This is a genomic window from Kitasatospora sp. MAP12-44 (genome assembly GCF_029892095.1).
GTDB lineage: Bacteria > Actinomycetota > Actinomycetes > Streptomycetales > Streptomycetaceae > Kitasatospora.
This window is the reverse complement of sequence record NZ_JARZAE010000004.1, coordinates 749,638-769,710: the sequence shown is the minus strand read 5'-3', so window position 1 is coordinate 769,710 and position 20,073 is coordinate 749,638. Positions and strand designations below refer to the sequence as shown.

16 protein-coding genes and 1 pseudogene are annotated in these 20,073 nt (G+C 71.9%); 8 read left to right on the top strand and 9 right to left on the bottom strand.

What is annotated here, in order from left to right:
* The first annotated feature begins 91 nt into the window (after positions 1-91).
* From P3T34_RS04320 to P3T34_RS04310, 3 genes are all read left to right on the top strand, one after another.
* On the top strand, positions 92-970 hold the full coding sequence (locus P3T34_RS04320) for a universal stress protein (RefSeq protein WP_280664628.1): 879 nt from the start codon (positions 92-94) through the stop codon (positions 968-970).
* Positions 971-1,105: 135 nt separating this feature from the next.
* On the top strand, positions 1,106-2,635 hold the full coding sequence (locus tag P3T34_RS04315; RefSeq protein ID WP_280664627.1) for an APC family permease: 1,530 nt from the start codon (positions 1,106-1,108) through the stop codon (positions 2,633-2,635).
* 139 nt (positions 2,636-2,774) lie between these two features.
* A complete protein-coding gene (locus P3T34_RS04310; RefSeq protein WP_280664626.1) occupies positions 2,775-4,364 on the top strand; it encodes a sigma-70 family RNA polymerase sigma factor in 1,590 nt (529 codons plus the stop codon).
* Between the two features lie 10 nt (positions 4,365-4,374).
* Here the strand turns inward: P3T34_RS04310 and dacB are convergent, their stop codons facing one another.
* Positions 4,375-6,021: a D-alanyl-D-alanine carboxypeptidase/D-alanyl-D-alanine-endopeptidase gene (gene dacB / locus P3T34_RS04305; protein WP_280664625.1), complete on the bottom strand. Its 1,647-nt coding sequence runs from the start codon at positions 6,019-6,021 to the stop codon at positions 4,375-4,377.
* Between the two features lie 101 nt (positions 6,022-6,122).
* Between dacB and P3T34_RS04300 the strand changes: the two are divergent.
* Both P3T34_RS04300 and P3T34_RS04295 read left to right on the top strand, forming a co-directional pair.
* Positions 6,123-7,428 (top strand): annotated as a pseudogene (locus P3T34_RS04300) (IS200/IS605 family accessory protein TnpB-related protein).
* 244 nt (positions 7,429-7,672) lie between these two features.
* Complete coding sequence (locus P3T34_RS04295; RefSeq protein ID WP_280664624.1) at positions 7,673-8,326, top strand: DUF4360 domain-containing protein; 654 nt, start codon at positions 7,673-7,675, stop codon at positions 8,324-8,326.
* Positions 8,327-8,389: 63 nt separating this feature from the next.
* On the opposite strand, the gene P3T34_RS04290 is transcribed toward P3T34_RS04295, so the two are convergent.
* Positions 8,390-8,866 (bottom strand): 2Fe-2S iron-sulfur cluster-binding protein, encoded by a 477-nt coding sequence (locus P3T34_RS04290; protein ID WP_280664623.1) that lies wholly within the window; start codon positions 8,864-8,866, stop codon positions 8,390-8,392.
* Positions 8,867-8,876: 10 nt separating this feature from the next.
* Complete coding sequence (locus tag P3T34_RS04285; RefSeq protein WP_280671822.1) at positions 8,877-11,213, bottom strand: molybdopterin cofactor-binding domain-containing protein; 2,337 nt, start codon at positions 11,211-11,213, stop codon at positions 8,877-8,879.
* A gap of 188 nt (positions 11,214-11,401) precedes the next feature.
* Between P3T34_RS04285 and P3T34_RS04280 the strand changes: the two genes are divergently transcribed.
* A complete protein-coding gene (locus tag P3T34_RS04280; protein WP_280664622.1) occupies positions 11,402-12,202 on the top strand; it encodes an alpha/beta fold hydrolase in 801 nt (266 codons plus the stop codon).
* Positions 12,203-12,237: 35 nt separating this feature from the next.
* Here P3T34_RS04280 and P3T34_RS04275 read toward each other — a convergent pair whose 3' ends face one another.
* The 6 genes from P3T34_RS04275 to P3T34_RS04250 all read right to left on the bottom strand — a co-directional run bounded on the left by P3T34_RS04275 (position 12,238) and on the right by P3T34_RS04250 (position 17,534).
* Complete coding sequence (locus P3T34_RS04275; RefSeq protein WP_280664621.1) at positions 12,238-14,382, bottom strand: MMPL family transporter; 2,145 nt, start codon at positions 14,380-14,382, stop codon at positions 12,238-12,240.
* Between the two features lie 182 nt (positions 14,383-14,564).
* Positions 14,565-14,984, bottom strand: coding sequence for a VOC family protein (locus P3T34_RS04270; protein ID WP_280664620.1), 420 nt, complete (start codon positions 14,982-14,984; stop codon positions 14,565-14,567).
* 59 nt (positions 14,985-15,043) lie between these two features.
* Positions 15,044-15,484 (bottom strand): AraC family transcriptional regulator, encoded by a 441-nt coding sequence (locus tag P3T34_RS04265; protein WP_280664619.1) that lies wholly within the window; start codon positions 15,482-15,484, stop codon positions 15,044-15,046.
* Between the two features lie 73 nt (positions 15,485-15,557).
* Entirely contained in the window at positions 15,558-16,106 is a 549-nt protein-coding gene (locus tag P3T34_RS04260; protein ID WP_280664618.1) for a hypothetical protein, read from the bottom strand.
* 397 nt (positions 16,107-16,503) lie between these two features.
* On the bottom strand, positions 16,504-17,061 hold the full coding sequence (locus tag P3T34_RS04255; protein ID WP_280664617.1) for a DinB family protein: 558 nt from the start codon (positions 17,059-17,061) through the stop codon (positions 16,504-16,506).
* Between the two features lie 170 nt (positions 17,062-17,231).
* Positions 17,232-17,534 (bottom strand): muconolactone Delta-isomerase family protein, encoded by a 303-nt coding sequence (locus P3T34_RS04250; RefSeq protein ID WP_280671820.1) that lies wholly within the window; start codon positions 17,532-17,534, stop codon positions 17,232-17,234.
* A gap of 458 nt (positions 17,535-17,992) precedes the next feature.
* Between P3T34_RS04250 and P3T34_RS04245 the strand changes: the two genes are divergently transcribed.
* Complete coding sequence (locus P3T34_RS04245) at positions 17,993-19,240, top strand: globin domain-containing protein (RefSeq protein WP_280664616.1); 1,248 nt, start codon at positions 17,993-17,995, stop codon at positions 19,238-19,240.
* 59 nt (positions 19,241-19,299) lie between these two features.
* Positions 19,300-20,022 (top strand): pyridoxamine 5'-phosphate oxidase family protein, encoded by a 723-nt coding sequence (locus tag P3T34_RS04240; RefSeq protein ID WP_280671818.1) that lies wholly within the window; start codon positions 19,300-19,302, stop codon positions 20,020-20,022.
* Positions 20,023-20,073: the final 51 nt, after the last annotated feature.

Here is a 20,073-nt window from a genome sequence, read left to right as displayed (position 1 = left end):
GGTGCCCGAGGTGCGCTCCTGCGGTAGCCGCGTTTGACTTCCCTCAGGGCACAGCTGCCCCACCCACCAGCCAGTGGCGAAGGAGCGCGCGATGAGACCCTGCGTCACCGTCGGGGTCGACGGCACGGATGCCAGTCACGACGCCCTCGACTGGGCCGCCGACGAGGCATGGCTGCGCCGGCTGCCGCTGCACGTCGTGCACGCCTGGCCGGGCGAAGCGCAGGACGCGCCGATCGCACCCGGCGCCCGCTCCGCCGCCGACGTCGGCGAGGAGGCCCTGGAGGCGGCGCGCGCCCAGGTGCTGATGCGCCACCCGGACCTGGAGGTCGCCACCCGGCTGGCGGACCGCGCCGCGCGCGAGGCGCTGCTGGACGCGGCGGCCGACACCGACCTGCTGGTGGTCGGCGCCCGGGGCTCGGGCGGCTTCCCCCGGCTGCTGGTCGGCTCTACGGCCCTGCACGTGGCGGCCAACGCGAGCTGCCCGGTGGTCGTCGTGCACGGCTCCGGCTACCAGGAGGCGGCCGGTGGCGTGCTGGTGGGCGTGCACGGTCGGGACGCCGAGGAGGAGGTGCTCTCGTTCGCCTTCCGTGCGGCGGACAGCCGGCAGCTGCCGCTGGAGGCGCTGCACGCCTGGAGCTACCCGCTGGTCAGCGGGCCCGGCCACGCGTTCCCGCCGGTGTACGAGGCCGCTCATGTCGCCGCCGAGCAGAGCCGGCTGCTCGCCGAGGTGCTGGCCGGCTGGTCCGAGCGCCACCCGGGGGTGCCGCTCTCCGAGACGGCTGTCCGGTCCAGCCCGGCGCGGGAGCTGGTCGCGCTGTCGGAGACCCGTCAGCTCCTGGTGGTCGGCCGGCACGGCACACCGCGCGGCCCTCTGCGGCGCCTGGGCTCGGTGAGTCAGGCAGTGGTCCAGCACGCCCAGTGCCCGGTCGCCGTCGTCCCGGTGACCGTTGTGCCGGTGGCCGAAACGTGACCGCCGCCGTCTGGCACGGATCCTCCGGTGGTCCGAAAATAGCCGTGCGAATCAAGCCACCAGGTCCGACGATCCACACATTCAAGTGAGATGAGTCAGGTGTCGAATCCATCCGGAGATTCCGCTGCCACCGGTGTGACGCTCGAACACGGCTCGGGCGCGGGTGAGAAGGGGCTCAAGGCCGGTGCACTGGGGCTGTTCTCCTCGGTGGCGATCGGCATCGCGTCCACCGCCCCGGCCTACAGCCTGGCCGCGACCCTCGGCATCATCGTGGTGGGCGTCGGCCTGCAGGCCCCGATCATCACCATCCTCGCCTTCATCCCGATGCTGCTGATCGCCTACGCCTACAAGGAGTTGAACGCCGCCGACCCCGACTGCGGGACCACCTTCACCTGGGCGGCCCGCGCGTTCGGCCCGCGCACGGGGTGGATGGGCGGCTGGGGCATCATCGTCGCCGACATCATCGTGATGGCGAACCTCGCGCAGATCGCCGGTGTCTACGGCTTCCGACTGCTCGGACTCGACTCGTTGGCCGGCGACAAGACGTGGACCACCCTGGCCGGCGTCGCGTGGATCATCGTGATGACGATCATCTGCTACGTCGGCATCGAGATCTCCGCCGCCCTGCAGCGCTGGCTGCTCTGTGTCGAGGTGGTGATGCTGGTGGTGCTCTCGGTGACGGCGCTGGTCAAGGCCTACAGCAGCAGCGCGCCCGCCACGGCCATCCACATCTCGGCGTCCTGGTTCAACCCCTTCAACGTCGCCTCCGCGAGCGCCTTCACCTCCGGGGTGCTGGCCGCCGTCTTCATCTACTGGGGCTGGGACACGGCCGTCTCCGTCAACGAGGAGACCGCCGACAGCGCCCGCACGCCCGGCCGGGCCGCCGTCATCTCGACCGTCCTGCTGCTGGCCATCTACGCCCTGGTCTCCACCTCGGCGCAGGCCTTCGCGGGCGTCGGCACCAAGGGCATCGGGCTGGCCAACCCGGACAACGCCGGGGACGTGCTGTCCGGGCTCGGCGGCGCCGTCTTCGGTGACAAGGGCCTGGGCTGGTTCCTCACCAAACTGCTCATCTTCATGGTGCTGACCTCCTCCGCGGCCTCCACCCAGACCACCATCCTGCCGACCGCCCGCACCAGCTTCTCGATGGCCGCCCACAAGGCCATCCCCTCCCACTTCGCCCGGGTGGACCGCCGGTTCCTCACCCCCTCCTGGTCGACCGTCGGCATGGGCCTGGTCTCCATCGCCTTCTATGTGATGCTGACGGCGGTCAGCGGCAACGTCCTGGCCGACAGCATCGCCTCGGTCGGGCTCGGCATCGCCTTCTACTACGGTCTGACCGGCTTCACCTGCACCTGGTACTACCGCCGGGTGCTCACCCGAAGCACCCGCGACTTCGTCTTCAAGGGCCTGCTCCCCGGTCTCGGCGGCCTGATGCTGCTCTACTTCTTCTGCTACGCCGCCTTCGACGTGTACGCCGACCCGCACTACGGCGCCACCTCGATCAATCTGCCGGTCTTCGGGGCCACCGGCGGGGTGAGCGTGATCGGCGTCGGGGCGCTGGTGCTCGGCGCCGTGCTGATGCTGATCCAGTGGGCGATCCAGGGCTCCTGGTTCCGCGACCCGGATGTGCCCGTCAGCGCCCACTCCCCGGACGAGGCCTGACGACCCCGCCGCACCCCGCCGCACCGGTCCACCGGAAGCCGGGTAAGTTACCGGGCGATTTCTGTTATCCGGCCCGCTCCCCGGGGTCTTCCAGTGGCGGGGAGCGACGAGCCGGAACGAGCGAGGACTGCGAATGCGGATGCACGGTGCAAGCGATGCGGAGACGGTCGCCGCGGCGCAGGCCGGGGACGCGGCGGCGCGGGAGCGGCTGATCGCGGATCATCTGCCGCTGCTGTACAACGTCGTCGGCCGCGCCCTGGACGGCCATGCGGACGTGGACGACGTGGTGCAGGAGACCATGCTCCGGGTGGTCCACTCGCTGGACGGGCTGCGCGAGCCCTCCTCGTTCCGCTCCTGGCTGGTCGCCGTCGCGATGAACGAGATACGCCGGCGCTGGGCGGCCCGGCAGGCGGCGCCCGTGCCGGGGCTGCAGGAGATGACGGAGGTCACCGATCCGGCCGCCGACTTCGTGGATCTGACGATCCTGCGGCTCGGCCTTTCGGGTCAGCGCCGCGAGGTCGCCGAGGCCACCCGCTGGCTGGACGAGCGCGAGCGCGATCTGCTGGCGCTCTGGTGGCTGGAGGCGAGCGGCGAGCTGACCCGCGCGGAGCTGGCGGCGGCGCTGGACCTCACCCCCCAGCACGCCGCGGTGCGGGTGCAGCGGATGAAGGAGCAGCTGGACACCGCCCGCGCGGTGGTGCGCGCGCTGGCGATGGAGCCGCGGTGCGCGGAGCTGGCGGTGATCACCTCGGGCTGGGACGGGCAGCCGGGCGCGCTGTGGCGCAAGCGCACGGCTCGGCACCTGCGGGGCTGCCCGTACTGCTCGGGGCACTGCAGCGACCTGGTGCCGGTCGAGGGTCTGCTGGCCGGGCTTCCGCTGCTGCTCCCGCCGTCGCACCTGGCCGCGTTCACCCCGACGGCCGCGCAGCTCGCGCTCCCGCACGCGGCCGCCGCCCACCCGGGTGCCGCCGCCCACACCGCGGCTGCCACCCACCCTGGTTCCGTCGGCCACCCCGCGGCTGCCGCCCACCCCGGGGCCCCGGCGCACGGCGCCGGCGTGCCGCGCCCGCGCCGCCGACTCGGCGGTCACCGGCCCGTCCAGCTGGTCGGCGCCGTCGCGCTGTCGGCGGCGGCCGTCCTGGGCGTCGTGCAGCTGCTGCCGAGCACGCCGAGCAAGCTGGGCCCGGTCGTGCCGGACGCCGCCTCGGCCCCGCCGTCCAGCGCGGCCGCCACGCCGTCGCTCCTCCCGCCGCCCGCACCGGCCAGCTCCGCGCCCGCCACGGTCGCTTCACTGCCCAGCGCGCCGGCCGCCGCCACCGCGTCGCCCAGTCGGTCGGCCGCTCCACGCAGTCTCGAACAGCAGCTGATCGACCTGATCAACCTCCAGCGCGGCAAGGCCGGTTGCGGTCCGCTGCGGGTGGACCCACGGTTGCACGCCGCCGCCCAGGGGCACTCCGACGAGATGGCGGCGGACGGCTACTTCGACCATGTGGACCCGCGCGGCGGCCAGGCCGCCGACCGGATGACGGCGGCCGGCTACCCGTGGACCATGTGGGGCGAGAACCTCGACAAGGGCACCAGTTCGCCCGCCGGCGTGGTCAAGGACTGGACGGACGACGCCGTCCACCAGGAGAACATGCTCAACTGCCAGTACGCCGACGCCGGGGTCGGCACCGCCTCCTCCTCGGGCGGCATGCTCTGGACGCTCGACCTGGGCCGCGCCGACTGATCAGCCGTGGTCAGCAACTCCCCTGCGCCGCACAGCTGTTCTCCCAGTCGTGGGCGCCGCTGCGGCGCCTTCCGGTCGACCCGGCGGGGGCCGGCGAGGTGGCGCTGTCGGAGACCAGGCGGAGCACGAAGGCGTCGATCACCGGTCGCGGGTCGGCGCCGACGAAGTTGTCGACCAGCAGGGCGAAGGCGAGCGTGTGCCCGTCCGGGCGCTCGACATAGCCGGCCAGCGTGTCCACGCCCGTCAGCGAGCCGGTCTTCGCGTGCACCCGGCCCTCGGCGGCGGTGCCGCGCAGCCGGTCCTTGAGCGTGCCGCCGACCATCCGGCGGGCGTCGCCGGCCACCGGCAGCGCCTGGTAGAAGGTGGCAGACCAGGGCTGCCGGCGGGCGAACTCCAGGAGGTCGCACAGCCGTTGGGCGGTCAGCAGGTCCTGCCGCGACAGCCCCGAGCCGTCCACCTGGCGGGCCGGGGTGCTCTCCAGGCCGGCGCGCCGCAGGAAGCCCTCGACCTGGTCGAGCCCGGCCGCCCAGCTGCCGGCCCCGGACTTCACCCGGCCGATCTCCTTGACCAGGTGCTCGGCGATGCCGTTGTTGCTGAGCTTGAGGAAGGGCACCATCAGCTCCGAGAGCGGCTGCGAGTCATGGGCGGCCAGCACCACCGCATCGGCACCCGCGACCGCGCCGCTCGCCCCGTCGTGCACCCCGTCGCGCACCGTGACCCCGTGCCGGGCGAGGGCCGCCGCGAAGACCGTGGCGGCGAGCTTCGCCGGGTCCTCGACGGTGACCCACTCCTCGTGCGGACCGCCGCCGGCGGGCAGGCTGCCGCTCAGCACGATCGCGTTGCCGCCCGGCCGCCGGCTGGTCTGCACCGTGTAGTCGCCGCCCGCCGCCCCGGTGGCGACCTGGCCGCCGACCTGCACCGGCGCGTCGGGGGGCGTGAGCCGCACCGTGGCCGGCTGCCCGGGCGACGGGTCGGGGGTCAGGGTGAGGCGTACGGTCCCCGGGTCGTAGTCGGTGTCGGTGGTGAGGGTGAGTGCGGAGATCTGCGGGCTGTAGTAGGCGGCCTGGTCGTCCCACGCCCAGTCGGCGCCGAGCGGGACGTCGTCGTACCGGCTGCTGTCGGCCGCAACCGCCCCCGCCACCGTGGTGATCCCGGCGGCGGCGACCTGCCCGGCCAGGGCGTCCAGGTCGGCCGGCAGCAGGGTGGGGTCGCCGCCGCCGCGCAGCACCAGGTCGCCGTCGAGCTCGCCGCCCGCGCGCGGGCCCGCCGCCAGCACCTGGGTGCTGAACCGGTGGTCGGGGCCGAGCAGTTCGAGCGCGGCCGCCGCCGTGACGGTCTTCAGGGTGGAGGCGGGCAGCACCAGCGCGCCCGGGTCGTGCCGGTAGAGCACCTCGCCGGTGGTGGCGTCGGTGACCAGGCCGGTGACCTCGGCCCCGGTCAGCCGGGGATCGGTCAGCAGCCGGTCCAGGTCCGCGGCCAGCGGCGCCGGGGGAGCGGGCGCCGGCCCGGAGCCGGTCAGCAGCAGGGTGGCCAGGACGGTGGCGAGGACGGCGGCGAGCGGCGCGGCCGGCCGCCGGGGCGCGAGGGGGTGTTGGCTGCTGATCGTGGAGTGTGCATAAGTGTGCTTGAGTGTGCGGGAGTTATCTCCGAGGTTCATGTCCCTGGTGTCCAATTCGGCGATGTTTGACTTGGTTTGACGGTTTGTCGGTGGTTGTGCTTATGCTCGGTCTGCCCGGTGGATGAGGGAGGTGGTCGGGTGTGACGGAGAAGAGGAGGCCGCGCCCGATTGGCTCGCCGTTCGTGGTGGTCGGTCCGAGCGGGGTGACGGTGCGTTATCGCCTCAGGGGGCTGACGGCGGAGGATGAGAGGGTGCTGCGGCTGGTGGGCGAGCATCTGGCGGGTGCGGGTGGTGCGCGGGGGCCGCAAGCTGCTGAACACCCGGCACCACCTCGCCGCCGCCAACCTCACCGAGCCACAGTGGCGGGCCCACTGGCAGGCGGCGCGCTGGTTCCTGTCCGCCGACGGCGAGTCGGGCAAGCGGTACGGCAACGAGACGATCCGCGTCACCCCCGACGGCGAGGTCAGCCTCAAGCTCCCCGCACCGCTCGCCGCCCTGGCCAACGCCGGGCACGGCCGGTACGTCCTCGCGGCGAAGGTCGCGTTCGCGCACCGGGGCGCCGAGTGGGCCGACCGCATCGAGGACAATCGGGCGGTGGCGTACCGCATCCACCACGACGCGGCGCGCGGGCGGTGGTACCTCGACGCCTCCTGGACCCGGCCGGTCGTCCGCACGGTCCCGCTGGAGACGGCCCGCGCGAACGGCATGGTCGGCGTCGACACGAACGCTGACCACTTCGCCGCCTGGCGGTTGGACAAGCACGGCAACCCGGTCGGCGAGCCCCACCGCTTCCCCTACGACCTGTCCGGGTCGGCCGGGCACCGCGACGCCCAGATCCGGCACGCCATCAGCCAGTTGCTGCACTGGGCCAAGCGCTGCGGCGTCAACGCCATCGGCCTGGAGGACCTGGACTTCGCTGCCGAGAAGACCCGCGAGAAGCACGGCCGCAAGAAGCGCTTCCGCCAGCTCATCTCCGCCATCCCCACTGGCAAGCTCAGGGCCCGGCTCGTGTCGATGGCCGCCGAGCTGGGCCTGTCGATCGTCGCGGTCGACCCCGCCTACACCAGCATGTGGGGCGCTCAGCACTGGCAGAAGCCGCTCACGGCCCCACGACGCACCACCACCCGACACGACAGCGCCGCTGTCGCCATCGGACGACGCGCCCTCGGACACCCTCCCCCAGCCTTCGGCCGGGGGTGCCCCCTTCGGCGACGGACAGCACCGCCCCGTGCACACCAGAGCGATGTGCGCGGGCATCGGACCGTCCAGGCCGAACCAGGTGGCCCGGGGCGTGAGGAGACCCGCCACCCCGTCACGGACCGTGCACACGATGTACGCACCCGAACGGGGGCCAAGAGAACGCGGGCGACCAGTCGGGCATCCAACACCGTTCGGGATGCCCGCAGTGATCAGCAGTGGACCCAAGAATCACTCCTGCTCACTTAATTGGAACGGTGCACGGATGCCTCCAGTGGGCGGGCGGACTGCGTCACCACCCTGGCGGCGGCCGGCCGGCGTGCGCGGCGGCGACACGCGGCCGCTGGGGCGTCCTGATGGAATGTCTGAAAGTAGTGCCATGTGTTCATTGAGTGATATTCAGGTGCCTGCAGCCCTGGATTGTCTTGTCATGTGCACGTAAGGTTCCACCCAAGCAAGGCCCGTCAACGGTTTCGATCGAAGGGACTGCCCCATGCTTCGTGTACTTGCCGCGGCCGGTGCGAGCACCGCACTGCTCGCCGCCGCACTGCTGAGCGGCGCCGCCGCACACGCCGCGCCCGCCGACACCACCCCGCCCGGCGGCTTCACCATCGGGCTGGTCAGCCTCAACGGCTCCGGCTGCCCGGCCGGCACCGCGGCGGTCGCCACCTCGCCCGACGCGACGGCCTTCACCGTGACCTACAGCAACTACCTCGCGCAGGTCGGCTCCGGCGCCGGTCCCACCGACTTCCGCAAGAACTGCCAGCTCACCGTCCAGGTGAACGCCCCGCAGGGCTTCACCTACGCCATAGCCGAGGCCGACTACCGCGGCTACGCGTACCTAGCGAGCGGCGCGAGCTCCCAGGAGAAGGCGAGCTACTACTTCCAGGGGCAGCCGCAGACCGCCAGCGCCACCCACTCCTTCGCCGGCCCGCTGGACGACAACTGGCAGGCCACCGACACCACCGGCATCGCCTCGCTGGTCTGGGCCCCCTGCGGCGCGACCCGGGACCTCAACATCAACACCCAGCTGCATGTGAGCGCCGACCCCGCGGACCCGACCGTGACCAGCTTCATGACCATGGACTCCACCGACGGCAGCCTCACCACCATCTACCACCTGGCCTGGGAGCACTGCACTGGCTGACGCCTGACGATACGTCAAGAAGGCCCGGAGAGCCGGATATCGGGCTCTCCGGGCCGACCGCGGTCAGAAGTTCTTCGCGCCGGCGGTGATCGCCTCCCGAATCCGGACGTACGTCCCGCAGCGGCAGATGTTGCGGATCTCGTCGAGGTCGGCGTCGCTGATCTCGTGCCCGGCGGCCCGCGCCTGCTGCACCTTGGCGACCGCGGCCATGATCTGCCCCGGCTGGCAGTAGCCGCACTGCGCGACGTCGTACGCCAGCCAGGCCTCCTGCATCGGGTGCAGGTCCTTGCCCACGGTGGCCGGCAGTCCCTCGATGGTGGTGATCTGGTCGGTGGGCTGCACGGCGCTGACCGGCACCGAGCAGGGGTTGAACGCCTTGCCGTTGATGTGGCTGGTGCAGGCCTGGCAGACGCCGAGACCGCAGCCGTACTTGGGGCCGGTGACGCCGAGGACGTCGCGCAGCACCCAGAGCAGCCGGACGTCGTCCTCGACGTCCACCGAGACCGGTGCGCCGTTCAGGATGAAGGTGTGTTGGGGCACGGTTCTGCTCCTAGTAGGTGCGGGTCAGGCCGTCGACGGGTGACTGCGGGATGGGCGGGGAGGTCGGCAGCGGGTCGAAGGCCAGCGGGGCCGCGTGGTTGACCGGGAAGCTGGTCGGCATGGTCCCGGTGGCCCGGGTGTAGGCGCAGGCCACCGCGGCCATCGCCGCACCGACGGCCAACTCGCCCGCGCCGCCGGGGGTCTCGCCGCTGGGCGGCATCACCACGATCTCCAGCTCGGGCGGCGTGTTCCACTGCCGGGTGTAGAAGTAGTTGTCCCAACTGCCTTCCTGGATCACCCCGTTGCTCAGGTGCAGGCCGGAGGTCAGGGCCAGTGCGATGCCGTCCATGATGCCGCCCATCATCTGCGCCTGCAGACCGAGCGGATTGACCGCGATGCCCGCGTCGACCGCGCAGACCACCTTGGTGACCCGCGGGCCGGTGCAGGCGTCGGGGATCTGCCGTCCGGTGGTGGCCGCGGTGCAGTCGATCTCGACCAGCACGGCGGCGACGCTGTGGTACTCGGGGTGGACGGCGATGCCCTGCGCCGTCCCGGGGGCCATCGTCCGCCCCCAGGAGCCGAGTTGGGCGACCTTGTCGAGGACGGCGCGGGCCCGCGCGTCCTTCAGCGACTGGTGGCGGAACTGGTACGGGTCCTGCCCCAGCGCGTTCGCGAGCTGATCGACCATCAACTCCTGCGCGCAGCGCACGTTGGGCGAGTAGATCCCGCGCATGCTGCCGGTGTTGAAGCCCTTGTCCACCTCGCTCAGCAGCTGGGTGGTCAGCCCGAAGTTGTAGGGCGTCTGCTGGCTCAGCTCGAAGATCGTCTCGGAGAAGCCGATGTCGCCGACCGGCAGTTTGGCCACCAGCGCGGTGATCACCTCGCCCAGGCCGTGGCTGAAGTCGGTGGCCACCGAGGTGTGGCGCTGCTCGAAGCTGAGCACCTGGCCCAGCGCGTAGGTCGCGCGCACCCGGGAGGTGGACATCGGGTGGGTGCGGCCCTGGCGGAACTCGTCGGTGCGATGCCACATCAGCTTCACCGGCTTGCCCATCAGCTGCGAGATCTCGGCGGCCTCCAGGGCCGCGTCGAAGAACAGCTTGCGGCCGAACGAGCCGCCGCCCTGGGTGACATGCACGGTGACGGCGCCCGGCAGCAGCCCGAGCTTGGCGGCGATCGCGCCCTGCGCCACGATCGGCGACTTCAGCGAGGCCCAGATCTCGGCCCGGCCGGGACGCACGTCGGCGATCGCGCAGTTGGGCTCCAGCGCGGTGTTGCTGGCGAAGGCGAAGGTGAAGGTGGTGTCGAGGGTCTGCGCCAGCAGGTTCAGCGGGGGGACGACCAGCGGGAGTTCGGCCGCCTTCAGCTCCTGCGCCACCGTGCTGTCCGAGGAGCCGTCCTCGGTGCCCGGTGCCCAGGTCACCTGGAGGGCGCGCACCGCGTCGATGCACTGCCCGAACGTCGCGGCGCGCACCGCGACGCCGGTGGAGATGGTGGCGATGTCGGTCACGCCCGGCATCGCTCGCACCGCCGCCAGGTTCTGCACGGACAGCGGCGTGCCGTTGACCGTCGGCGGCCGGCACACCATGGTCGGCAGCGCGCCCGGCACCGAGAGGTCCATGGCGAACTGCTTGCGGCCCGTCACGATGTCCAGCGCGTCGATCCGCTGCTGAGCGGTGCCGATCACCTTGAAGTCGGCCTGCTGCTTCAGCGCCACCGAGACCTGCAGCGTGAGTTGGCTCGCCGCGGCCGTCGCCAGCGAGCCGTAGCCGGCGCTCTGCCCGTTCGCCGAGCTGACCACGCCCGCGGAGGTGGTCAGCGTCGAGACGGGCACGCCGAACCGGACGGCTGCCGCCGCCAGCAGTTGCTGACGGGCGATCGCCGCCGCGACGCGGACCGGGGTGTAGGTGGACACGGTGGTGTTCGACGCCCCGGTGAGCTGGTTGAACAGCAGCTCCGGGCGGGCGTCGGCGAGCGTGATCCGCACCTGCGCGAGGGGCAGGTCCAGCTCCTCGGCGATCAGCATCGCGGTGGAGGTGGTGATGCCCTGGCCCACCTCGGCGCGCGGCAGGGCGAAGGTCGCCGTGCCGTCGGTGTTCAGCGCGATGGTGATCAGGCCCGAGGTCGGCAGGGTCGCGTCGGTGAGCATGTCGGTCAGGTCGTACAGCTCGGCCGGCTCCGGCAGTGAGGGGATCGCCGCCGCGGCCGGCGTCGGCGCGAGCACGGCCTCCTCGAACTGCGCGGCCACCACCAGCGTCGGCGCCGCTACCACGTACCCGAGGAAGCGCCGGCGCCCGACCCCGCGCCCGGCGTCCTCGGGCTGCGGCGCCGCCGGATCCTGAGCCTCTATCAACTGTCCTCCTGAAGCAGCATGTACGAATCACCAAAAGCCGACATGATCGCGCCAGCTTAGGGTGCGCCCGCCGCCGCCCTCCAGCCGGGGTTCCGGTCGAAGAGCCATGATCGAGCCGCCCCGGTCGATCGGCTCGCGCACGCCCTACTGACCGGTGGGTAACCTCGGACCTATCCTCTTGTTTCATGGATCTCGTACACGAACGTCTGGGCGACGGACCGCCGTTGCTCCTGCTGCACGGCATCGGACACCGCTGGCAGGGCTGGCGGCCGGTGCTCGACCTGCTGGCCCGCGAACGCGAGGTGATCGCCGTCGACCTGCCCGGTTTCGGGGCGTCGCCACCGCTGCCGCCCGGGATGCCCTACACCATCGACAGCGCGATGGCGGTGCTGTCCGCGTTCCTCCGGTCCATCGGCGTCGAGCGCCCGCACGTGGCGGGCAACTCGCTGGGCGGGCTCTTCGCCCTGCACGCCGCCCACCGGGGGATGGTCTCCTCGACCACCGCGCTCTCCCCGGCCGGCTTTTTCCGCGCGCCCGGATTCGCCTACGCGGCAGGCATGTTGAGTCTGCACCGGTTCGCCGCCCGGACGCCCGAGCCGATCCGCGCCGCACTGGCGACGAGTCCGCACGGCCGCAAGGCCATGTTCGGCGTGATCTATGGACGGCCCGAGCTGCTCGATCCGGACGAACTGCTGCTCGACACCAGGGCGTTGCTCGAAGGGCCGGGCTTCCGCGGGACGCTGCGGGCCGGCTGGTCCGAGCGCGTCTCACATTTCCCCACCGCGATTCCGGCCGACGTTCCGGTCACCATCGCCTGGGGCACGCGGGACCGCCTGCTGCTCAACGCCCAGGCGCGGCGGGCACGCAGACTGCTGCCGACCGCGCGGTTCCTCCCGCTGCCCGGGTGCGGGCACGTGCCGATGGGCGACAACGCGGAGCTGGTGGCTCGGGTCCTGCTGGAGGGCAGCGGCTCGCCGCTGCTCTGATCAAGACCGGTCGGTCCAAGCGTTCCCCCGGTGCGTCAGATCTGCGGTAGGAGGCGGGCGAGCGGCCGGGGGAGCCACCAGTTGAGGCTGCCGAGGAGTTCCATGATCGCGGGGACCAGGACCATCCGGACCAGCGTCGCGTCCAGGAACACGGCGACGGCCAGGCCCAGGCCGAACTCCTTGACCGCGATGTCGGGCGTGGCCAGCACGGAGAGGAAGACGGTCACCATGATGGCCGCGGCCGCGGTGATCACCCGGGCGGTGCGGCCCAGGCCGCGGGCGACGGCCTCGCCGGTGTCGTTGCCCGCGTCGTACTCCTCGCGGATCCGCGAGACCAGGAAGACCTCGTAGTCGGTGGAGAGCCCGAACAGGATCGGGAAGATGAACAGCGGCACCCAGGCGGTGATCGGCGCGCTGGTCGGGAAGCCGAGCAGCGAACCCAGCCACCCCCACTGGACGATCATCACCAGCACGCCGAACGAGGCGCCCACCGACAGCAGCGTCATCACCGCGGCCTTCACCGCGATGGCCACCGACCGCACCAGGACGAGCAGCAGGATCAGCGCGAGCCCGATGACCGCCGCGATCAGGTACGGCAGCCGGGCGGCGACCTCGGAGGCGAAGTCGACGTCCCCGGCGGTCGGACCACCGACGTGCACCACCAGGCCGGTTCCCGTGGTGGCCATCGGGATCACGTCCCCGCGCAGGTGGCCCAGCAGCGTCGGGGTGGCGGCGTCCTGGTGCGCGGTGGTGGGGTAGGCGATGAAGAGCGCCGCCTGCCCGTCCTGGCTGACCTGCACGGGGGTGACCGCCGCGACGCCCGGGGTGGCGGCCACCGCGCCGACGAGCGGCTCCACCGCGCCGACCGAGGAGCCGGGCGGCAGCTCGGTGACCACCACGAAGGGGGCGTTGTACCCGGCGCCGAAGCCCTCGGTGAGGATCCGGTTCGCGGTGTAGCCGCTGGTGTTGTGCGGTTCGGTGCTGTTGTCCTCGAAGCTCAGCCGCATCGAGAAGGCCGGGATGGCGAGCGCGATCATCACACTGGCGCCGATCAGCAGACCGGTCACCGGGCGGCGCTGGATCACCCGGGCCCAGCGCTCGGCCATCGGGCTGCGCGCGCCGGTCCGGCCCAGGTAGGGGAGTTTGAAGCGGTCGATGCCGCGTCCGGCGTAGCCGAGCATCGCGGGCAGCAGCGTGACGGCGGCGATCATCGTCATCAGCACGGTCACCGAGGCGGCCACCGCGGTGGCGTTGAGCAGCTTCTGCTGGACGACGAACAGGCCGAGCATGGCGATCACCACGGTCGCCCCGGCGAAGAGCACCGAGCGCCCGGCCCGGGCGAGCGCCACCACCACCGCCTGCTCGGGCTCGGCGCCCTCGGACAGCGCCTCGCGGTAGCGGGTCACGATGAACAACGCGTAGTCGATGCCGACGCCCAGGCCCAGCAGGGTGGCCACGATCGGACTGAACGAAGGTGCCGGGATCACGTATCCGATCAGGAAGGTGAGGGCCAGTCCGCTGCCGATGCCGAAGAGTGCCGCCAGCATGGTCAGCCCCGTCGCCAGCAGCGAGCCGAAGGCGATCAGCAGCACCAGCATCGCCGCGAGCGCGCCGATCGCGTCCGACTTGCCGCCGTACGGGGTCTCCGCCGTCACCACGTCGGCGCCCGCCAGCGCGAACACCACCCCGGATCCACTGGCCGAACGGGTCTGCGCGATCAGGTGTTTGACCTCGGAGGTGGGCAGCGGGTTGGTGTCCGCCTGGAAGGTGGCGAAGGCGATGGTGCCGTCCTGGGAGATCTGGCCCGGCGTGCTGTAGGGCGAGTGGACGCCGGTGATGTGCGGGGCGGCCGCCAGCTCGGCCACCAGGGCGTCGACGCGCCCGCGCACCGGCGGCGAGGTGACCTGGGTGTCCGCCTGGATCGCCAGCGTGAGCGAACTGCCCTTGCGCTCGGGGAAGTGCTGCTTGATCAGGTTCTGCGCCTGCGCGGACTGCGAACGGCCGCCGGTGAAGTTGTTGTCCGAGGGTGCGGCGAAGCCGAAACCGGTGGCCATCACCACGAGCAGCCCGATCACCCACAGCAGCAGCACCCGACGGCGACGGCGGTAGCAGAGGCGGCCGAACCGGGCGAGAGCCCCCTGGGCGCGGTGGGCTTCCTGGTACGCGGCATCCGAAGTCACCCGCCCGACGGTATGCCCGACGGTAGGTCAGCTCCCGGAGCGGCGCGGTTGAGCGCTCGAATGGGCGAACGCAGCCCTCGACCACCGCGGCCCTCGACCACCGCGCCGTCGACCACCGCGCCGTCGACCACCGCGCCGTCGACCGTCCGAAACGGGCGCTCGCCGTTTCGGACGGCCTGCGGTCACATCTCGCGGAGCTGGGTGAGCCGGATGTTGTTGCCGGACGGGTCGCGGAAGCCGCAGTCGCGACCGTACGGCTGGTCGGTCGGCTCCTCGTTGAACTCGACGCCGCGCGCCGAGAGTTCCGCGTAGGCGGCGTCGCAGTCGTCCGTGGTGAGGAAGACGGTGCCGGCCGCGCCCTTGGCGGTCAGCTCGCGCACCTGCGCCTGGGTCTCGGCGTCGAACACCGGCGGGCCGGGGATCTCCATCAGCACGATGGCCACGTCCTCCTGCCCGGCCGGACCGACCGTGAGCCAGCGGAAGTTCCCCATCTCGGGGATCGTGACATCGGACCTGACCTCCATGCCGACGCTCTTGGTGTAGAAGGCGAGTGCCTCCTCCTGGTCGTGGACCCAGAGCTGGGCGGTGGCAATTCTGATCATCGGATCCTCCAGGTGCATGTTCTCGAGTACGTGGCTCGGTACGTTTTTCGGCGGTACCGTCACGCTATTCCGGAGCCCTGGGCGCCGTCTTCTCGAAACGTGCGGTGTTGCGGCCGCCCGTAGGCGCGCTGCACGCAGCCGGGGATGATCGCGTGCGCGGCGGCCGGCGGGAACGCGGCCCGGTAGGCGGCCGGCGTCAGCCCGTACATCCGCGTGAAACTGGTGGTGAACGACCCCAGACTGCTCAGCCCGACATCGAAGCAGACGGTGGCGATCGGCCGGTCGGTGGTGCGCAGCAGGGTGGCCGCGCGCTCCAGCCGCCGGGTCAGCAGGTAGGCGTGCGGTGACTCTCCGAAGGCCCGTCGGAACTCGCGGCTGAAGTGCGCGCGGGACAGCCCGGCCGCCGCCGCGAGCTCGGCAACCGTGAGCGGCTCGGCGTAGCGGGCGTCGGCGAGGTCCTTGGCGCGCAGCAGATGGCGGGTGGGGGGATGGGCGGCCACGGGACTCAGGGTAGTCAGTCCCGCCCGGCCGCCGCTGCGTGAGCAGCGACGGCCGGGGGAGGAGCGCTGTGGCTCAGCTTCCGCTGTTCCACAAGGGGCCGCCGGTGCAGGTGTACTGGCCGTTGCTGTTGGGCCGGTAGACCACCAGGTTGCCATCGGTCTGGAAGCACACGTAGGCGCCGGGGTTGCCCCAGGTGTGGGAGTTCCACAGGGCGGTGCTGCCCGAGTAGACGACGAAGTTGCCGTCGGTCTGCATGTCCGCCACGGTGGTCCCGGGGTTCGCCGTGCCGCTGTACCAGAGCGCGGCGCCGGTGGGTCCGTAGACCACGAGGTTGCCGTCGTTCTGCATGGCCAGTTCGTAATTGCCGGAGCAGAGGTTGACGCCCTGGCCCAGGCTGCTGCCGGGAGTGAGGGCGATGTCGCCGCTGCTGCCGATGGTGCAGTTGGTGAATGCGTCCGGGTGCACGGCGTTCCGTGCCGCCTGGATGGCCTGCGTGGTGACGGTGAGGACCGGCGCCTTGGTGGATGCGGTCGCGCTGCCCGGGGCGGCGAGAGCTGCCACGGCCACGGCGGCGACCGTGGCGGCGACGCGGGCAGCGGTGAGTGCCTTGCGAAGAGGCATGGTGGTGCCTTTCTGCTCGACGATCGGCCCCCTGCGGGGCCGTCCAAACGATTAGCAGATTCCGGCCAACTCCAGTTGAACGAACGGACGTTCAGCCTCCGACTGGCCTGATGCCGCCGGAGTCTGTCCGTCCGGCCCGTCTTGACGCGGCGCTGTGGCCCTCCGGTGCCCCGGGGCGGTCGTCGACATCGACTTGGCGCTCGTCATCGATGTCGGACACCGCGTGCGCCCCACGATCACTCCGGACGACCCGGATGCTGTCGCGAGCATCATCGCCGAACGTACCGGCAGGTGATCGGACCCCCAGGCACGGGCAGGGGAGCCTTCGTGATGGGGTCGGCGCCGGCTCGACCGCCCCAGCGGCGGCCGAGCCGGCGCCGACCCCTGGACCGTCGGGTCAGCCCATGCTCTTGGCGCCGTCCAGGGATTCGCGGATGATGTCGGCGTGGCCGGCGTGCTGCGCGGTCTCGGCGATGATGTGGATCAGGACCCGGCGGGCCGACCAGCGGGCGTTGGGCTCGAACCACGGGGCCTTCGGCAGTGGCTGAGTCGCGTTCAGGTCGGGCAGGGTGGCGAGCAGCTCGTCGGTGCGGCGGGCTACCTCGGCGTAGTCGGCGAGCACGCCGGCCAGCGTCTCGCCGGGCATCAGTCGGAACTCCTCGCTCCGCCGGGCGAAGTCGGCTTCGGTCATGGTCGCGAAGTCGCCCATCGCCGACGGGCCCTGCACGATGAACTCCGCCCAGCCCCGCTCGACCGAGCTCACGTGCTTGATCAGGCCGCCCAGGCACAGCTCGCTCGCGGTGGTCCGCAGTCCGGCCTGCTCGTCGGTGAGATCGCGGGTGGTGAAGCGCAGGAAGTGCCGGTGCTTGGTCAGCATCGCTGCCAGGTCGGCCCGCTCACCGGCGAGGGCCGAGGTGTCGGTCAGGTCACCGGTCGTCATCGCGTCGTCGGTCATGGTCTTCTGCTCCTTGCGTGTCCTGCTTCGTTGACAAGGATCACGCTAGAGGCCATCTAGGTCAGATTCCGTCCTCGATGGCGACGCTTTCGGGGGACAGCAGCACGGGTGGCTCGTACGGCCGTGCGAGTGACCGTGCCACGGGCCAGGAGCGGCCGGGGGCGGGCGGGTCAGTCGTCGGCGCGGCCGGGGTCGTTCGGGTGGGGTGACAGCGGGGTGACCTCGTCGGTGCGCCAGGCGCGCAGCGGCATGGAGGACAGGACCTCCTCCAGTTGGCCGCCGTCGGCGGCGGCGAAGAGCCCGAGCGTTCGCCACTCGCCCGGTTGGAGCGGCGGTCGCCACAGGCGGAGCAGGTGCCCCTGCGCCGCGAGCTCGCGTGCCCGTGCGGCCTCGCGGGCGCGGATGTCGGCAACGGCTTGCTCGGACGTCCCGTCCGGGACGCGGGTGGTCATCGTGACAAGGTATTCCATGATCAACTCCGGTGTCGGTGACAAGCTGCCGCCTGTGCCCAGTCTCCTCCCCGGGGGCAGCGCGCTCCCGCACCGGCGACTTCCCTGGAGGCAGCTTCGGACTCCCAGGATTCGCGCTGCCGGCCCTGACTCAACCGTGACTTCCTGCACGCTCTCCACCCAATTCCTCCAACGCCAGGGACCACATCCCAAGAACTTGCGGCCGCCAGAGGCACCGGCGGCCCCGGTTCGAGCGGCAGGCTCCGGGGCCGGGATCCCGGGAGGGTGCCCGCTGTAAGGGGTGGCGCGGGGTTTACGGACTGCTACCAGGCGACTCCAGGTCTTGGCAAGAAACCCATGCTCACAGAGGTTTCACCGAATGCCGCTTGGCGCGGACCATGCCACTGGGGAGAATCTGTCGGGTCCATGCCGGGCAACCACAGTTCACTGGGGGGTGACGAACTGGACTGGAGAGCCGCATTGTGAAGTTCCGCGCCAACCACTCCACCGGAGGCGTCGCCACCGAGGCGGCACCGCAGGACGATCGGCCGTCGGCCCCGACCGTCGAGTTGCCCGAGCCCGGGCAGCTGCTGACGGTCCGCGAGATCGCCCTGATCCGAGCGAGCGTGGCCGCAGTCGAGCCGTACGCGGCCGAGTTGCCCAGGTTCTTCTACGCGACGCTGTTCGACCGCTACCCGCAGGTCCGTGAGCTGTTTCCGGTCCAGATGGACGTCCAGCACGACCGGCTGCTGCGCGCACTGCTGCTGATCGTCGAACTCGTCGACGATCCCGAGAACCTGGTGACCTTCTGCACCAATCTCGGCCGCGACCACCGCAAGTTCGGCACGCTGAGCGGCCACTACGCGGCGGTCGGCGAGTGCCTTCTCGCCACCCTGGGGCACTATGCGGGCGAGGCCTGGACCGGCGAGGTCGCCGGCGCGTGGTCGCGGGCCTACAACGCCGCCGCGCAGGCCATGGACCGGGCCGCCGTCGAGGACGCGCAGTACCGCCCCGCCGTCTGGCAGGCCCGCGTCGTCGACCACCGGCGCCACTCCGGGGACCTCGCGGAGATCACGGTGCGGACCGACCAGCCGTACCCGTTCACCGGGGGGCAGTTCGTCAGCATGGAGACCCCCTGGTGGCCCAAGACCTGGCGCTACTACTCCCCGTCCCACGCCCCGCGCCCGGACGGCAGCATCACCTTCCAGGTCAGGGCCGTCACCGGCGGCCGGGTCAGCAACTCCCTGGTCCGCCGAGCCGTCGTCGGTGACGTCCTGCGGCTGGGGGCCCCGCTGGGCGACATGACGCTGGACACCCGGTCGCGACGGGGCGTGGTGTGCGTGGCCGGTGGCACCGGGCTCGCGCCGATCCGGGCGCTGATCGAACAGGCTGCCCTGGACGGCCTGCAGCGGCCCGTCGACCTCTTCGTCGGTGCCCGCAGCCTCGAAGAGCTCTATGCGCTCGACGACCTGTACCAGCTGTCGCAGCGCCACCCGTGGCTCGCCATCCGGGCCGCCGTCGCCGACGAGCAGGCGGCCGGGACCGTCGACGGCGACCAACTGCTCAAGGCGGTGGCCCGTTGCGGGCCCTGGCCGCAGCACGACGCCTACCTCGCCGGACCCGGCCCGCTGATCGTCGCCGCCGCCCGGATCCTGTACCGCGGCGGGATCCCGCTGGAGCGCCTCCACCACGACCCGTTCGTCTCGCTCGACGAGGTGGAGTCCTCGTGACCCAGCCCGCCGCCGGCTCCACCGACGGTCACCAGTCCCGGCTCGGCGCTCACGGCGGCATCCGCTTCGGCTCGGCCGGCGAGCACCGGCTGCAGCAACGGCTCGGCACCGCCGAACGCGCCGCGGAGTTCTACCAGCGCCAGGTGCGTCCGTGCCTGACAGCCCAGATGCAGGCCTTCATCGCCCGCCAGAGCATGGTCTTCCTGTCCACCGCGGACGCCGACGGCGCCTGCGACGCCAGCTTCCGGGCCGGGCCGCCAGGGTTCGTCCTCGTCCTGGACGACCACACGCTGGCCTATCCCGAGTACCGCGGCAACGGGGTCATGGCGAGCGCTGGGAACATCACCGAGAATCCCCATCTCGGCCTGCTCTTCCTCGACTTCACCGGCGACCGGATCGGCCTGCACGTCAACGGCACCGCCCATCTGCGCCCCGACGACGCGCTGCGCACCGCCTACCCGCAGCTGCCGGTCGAGACCGCGCCAGGGCGCCGTACCGAGCTGTGGGTGCACATCTCGGTCGACGAGGCCTACATCCACTGCTCCAAGCACATCCCGCACCTGGAACCGGTGACCCGCGGTGCCCGGCCACTCGCCCATCGGCCCAAGGACGCCGAGTACTTCACCGGTACCGCCACCGAGAGCGGGCCCAGCACCCCGCCGCCCGCCCCGTCAGCCCCGGCGCCGCCGGCCGTCCCGACGCCGGCGGCACCGTCCTGGGGGCGCCGCCCGGCGGCGGTGGCGCGCCAGGGGTGGCGGCAGGTGCTGCGCCGGGACGGCTGAGCCGGCCGACGCGCTCGACTGGTGCTCGCGCTGCCGGGTGGGCCGGTGCGG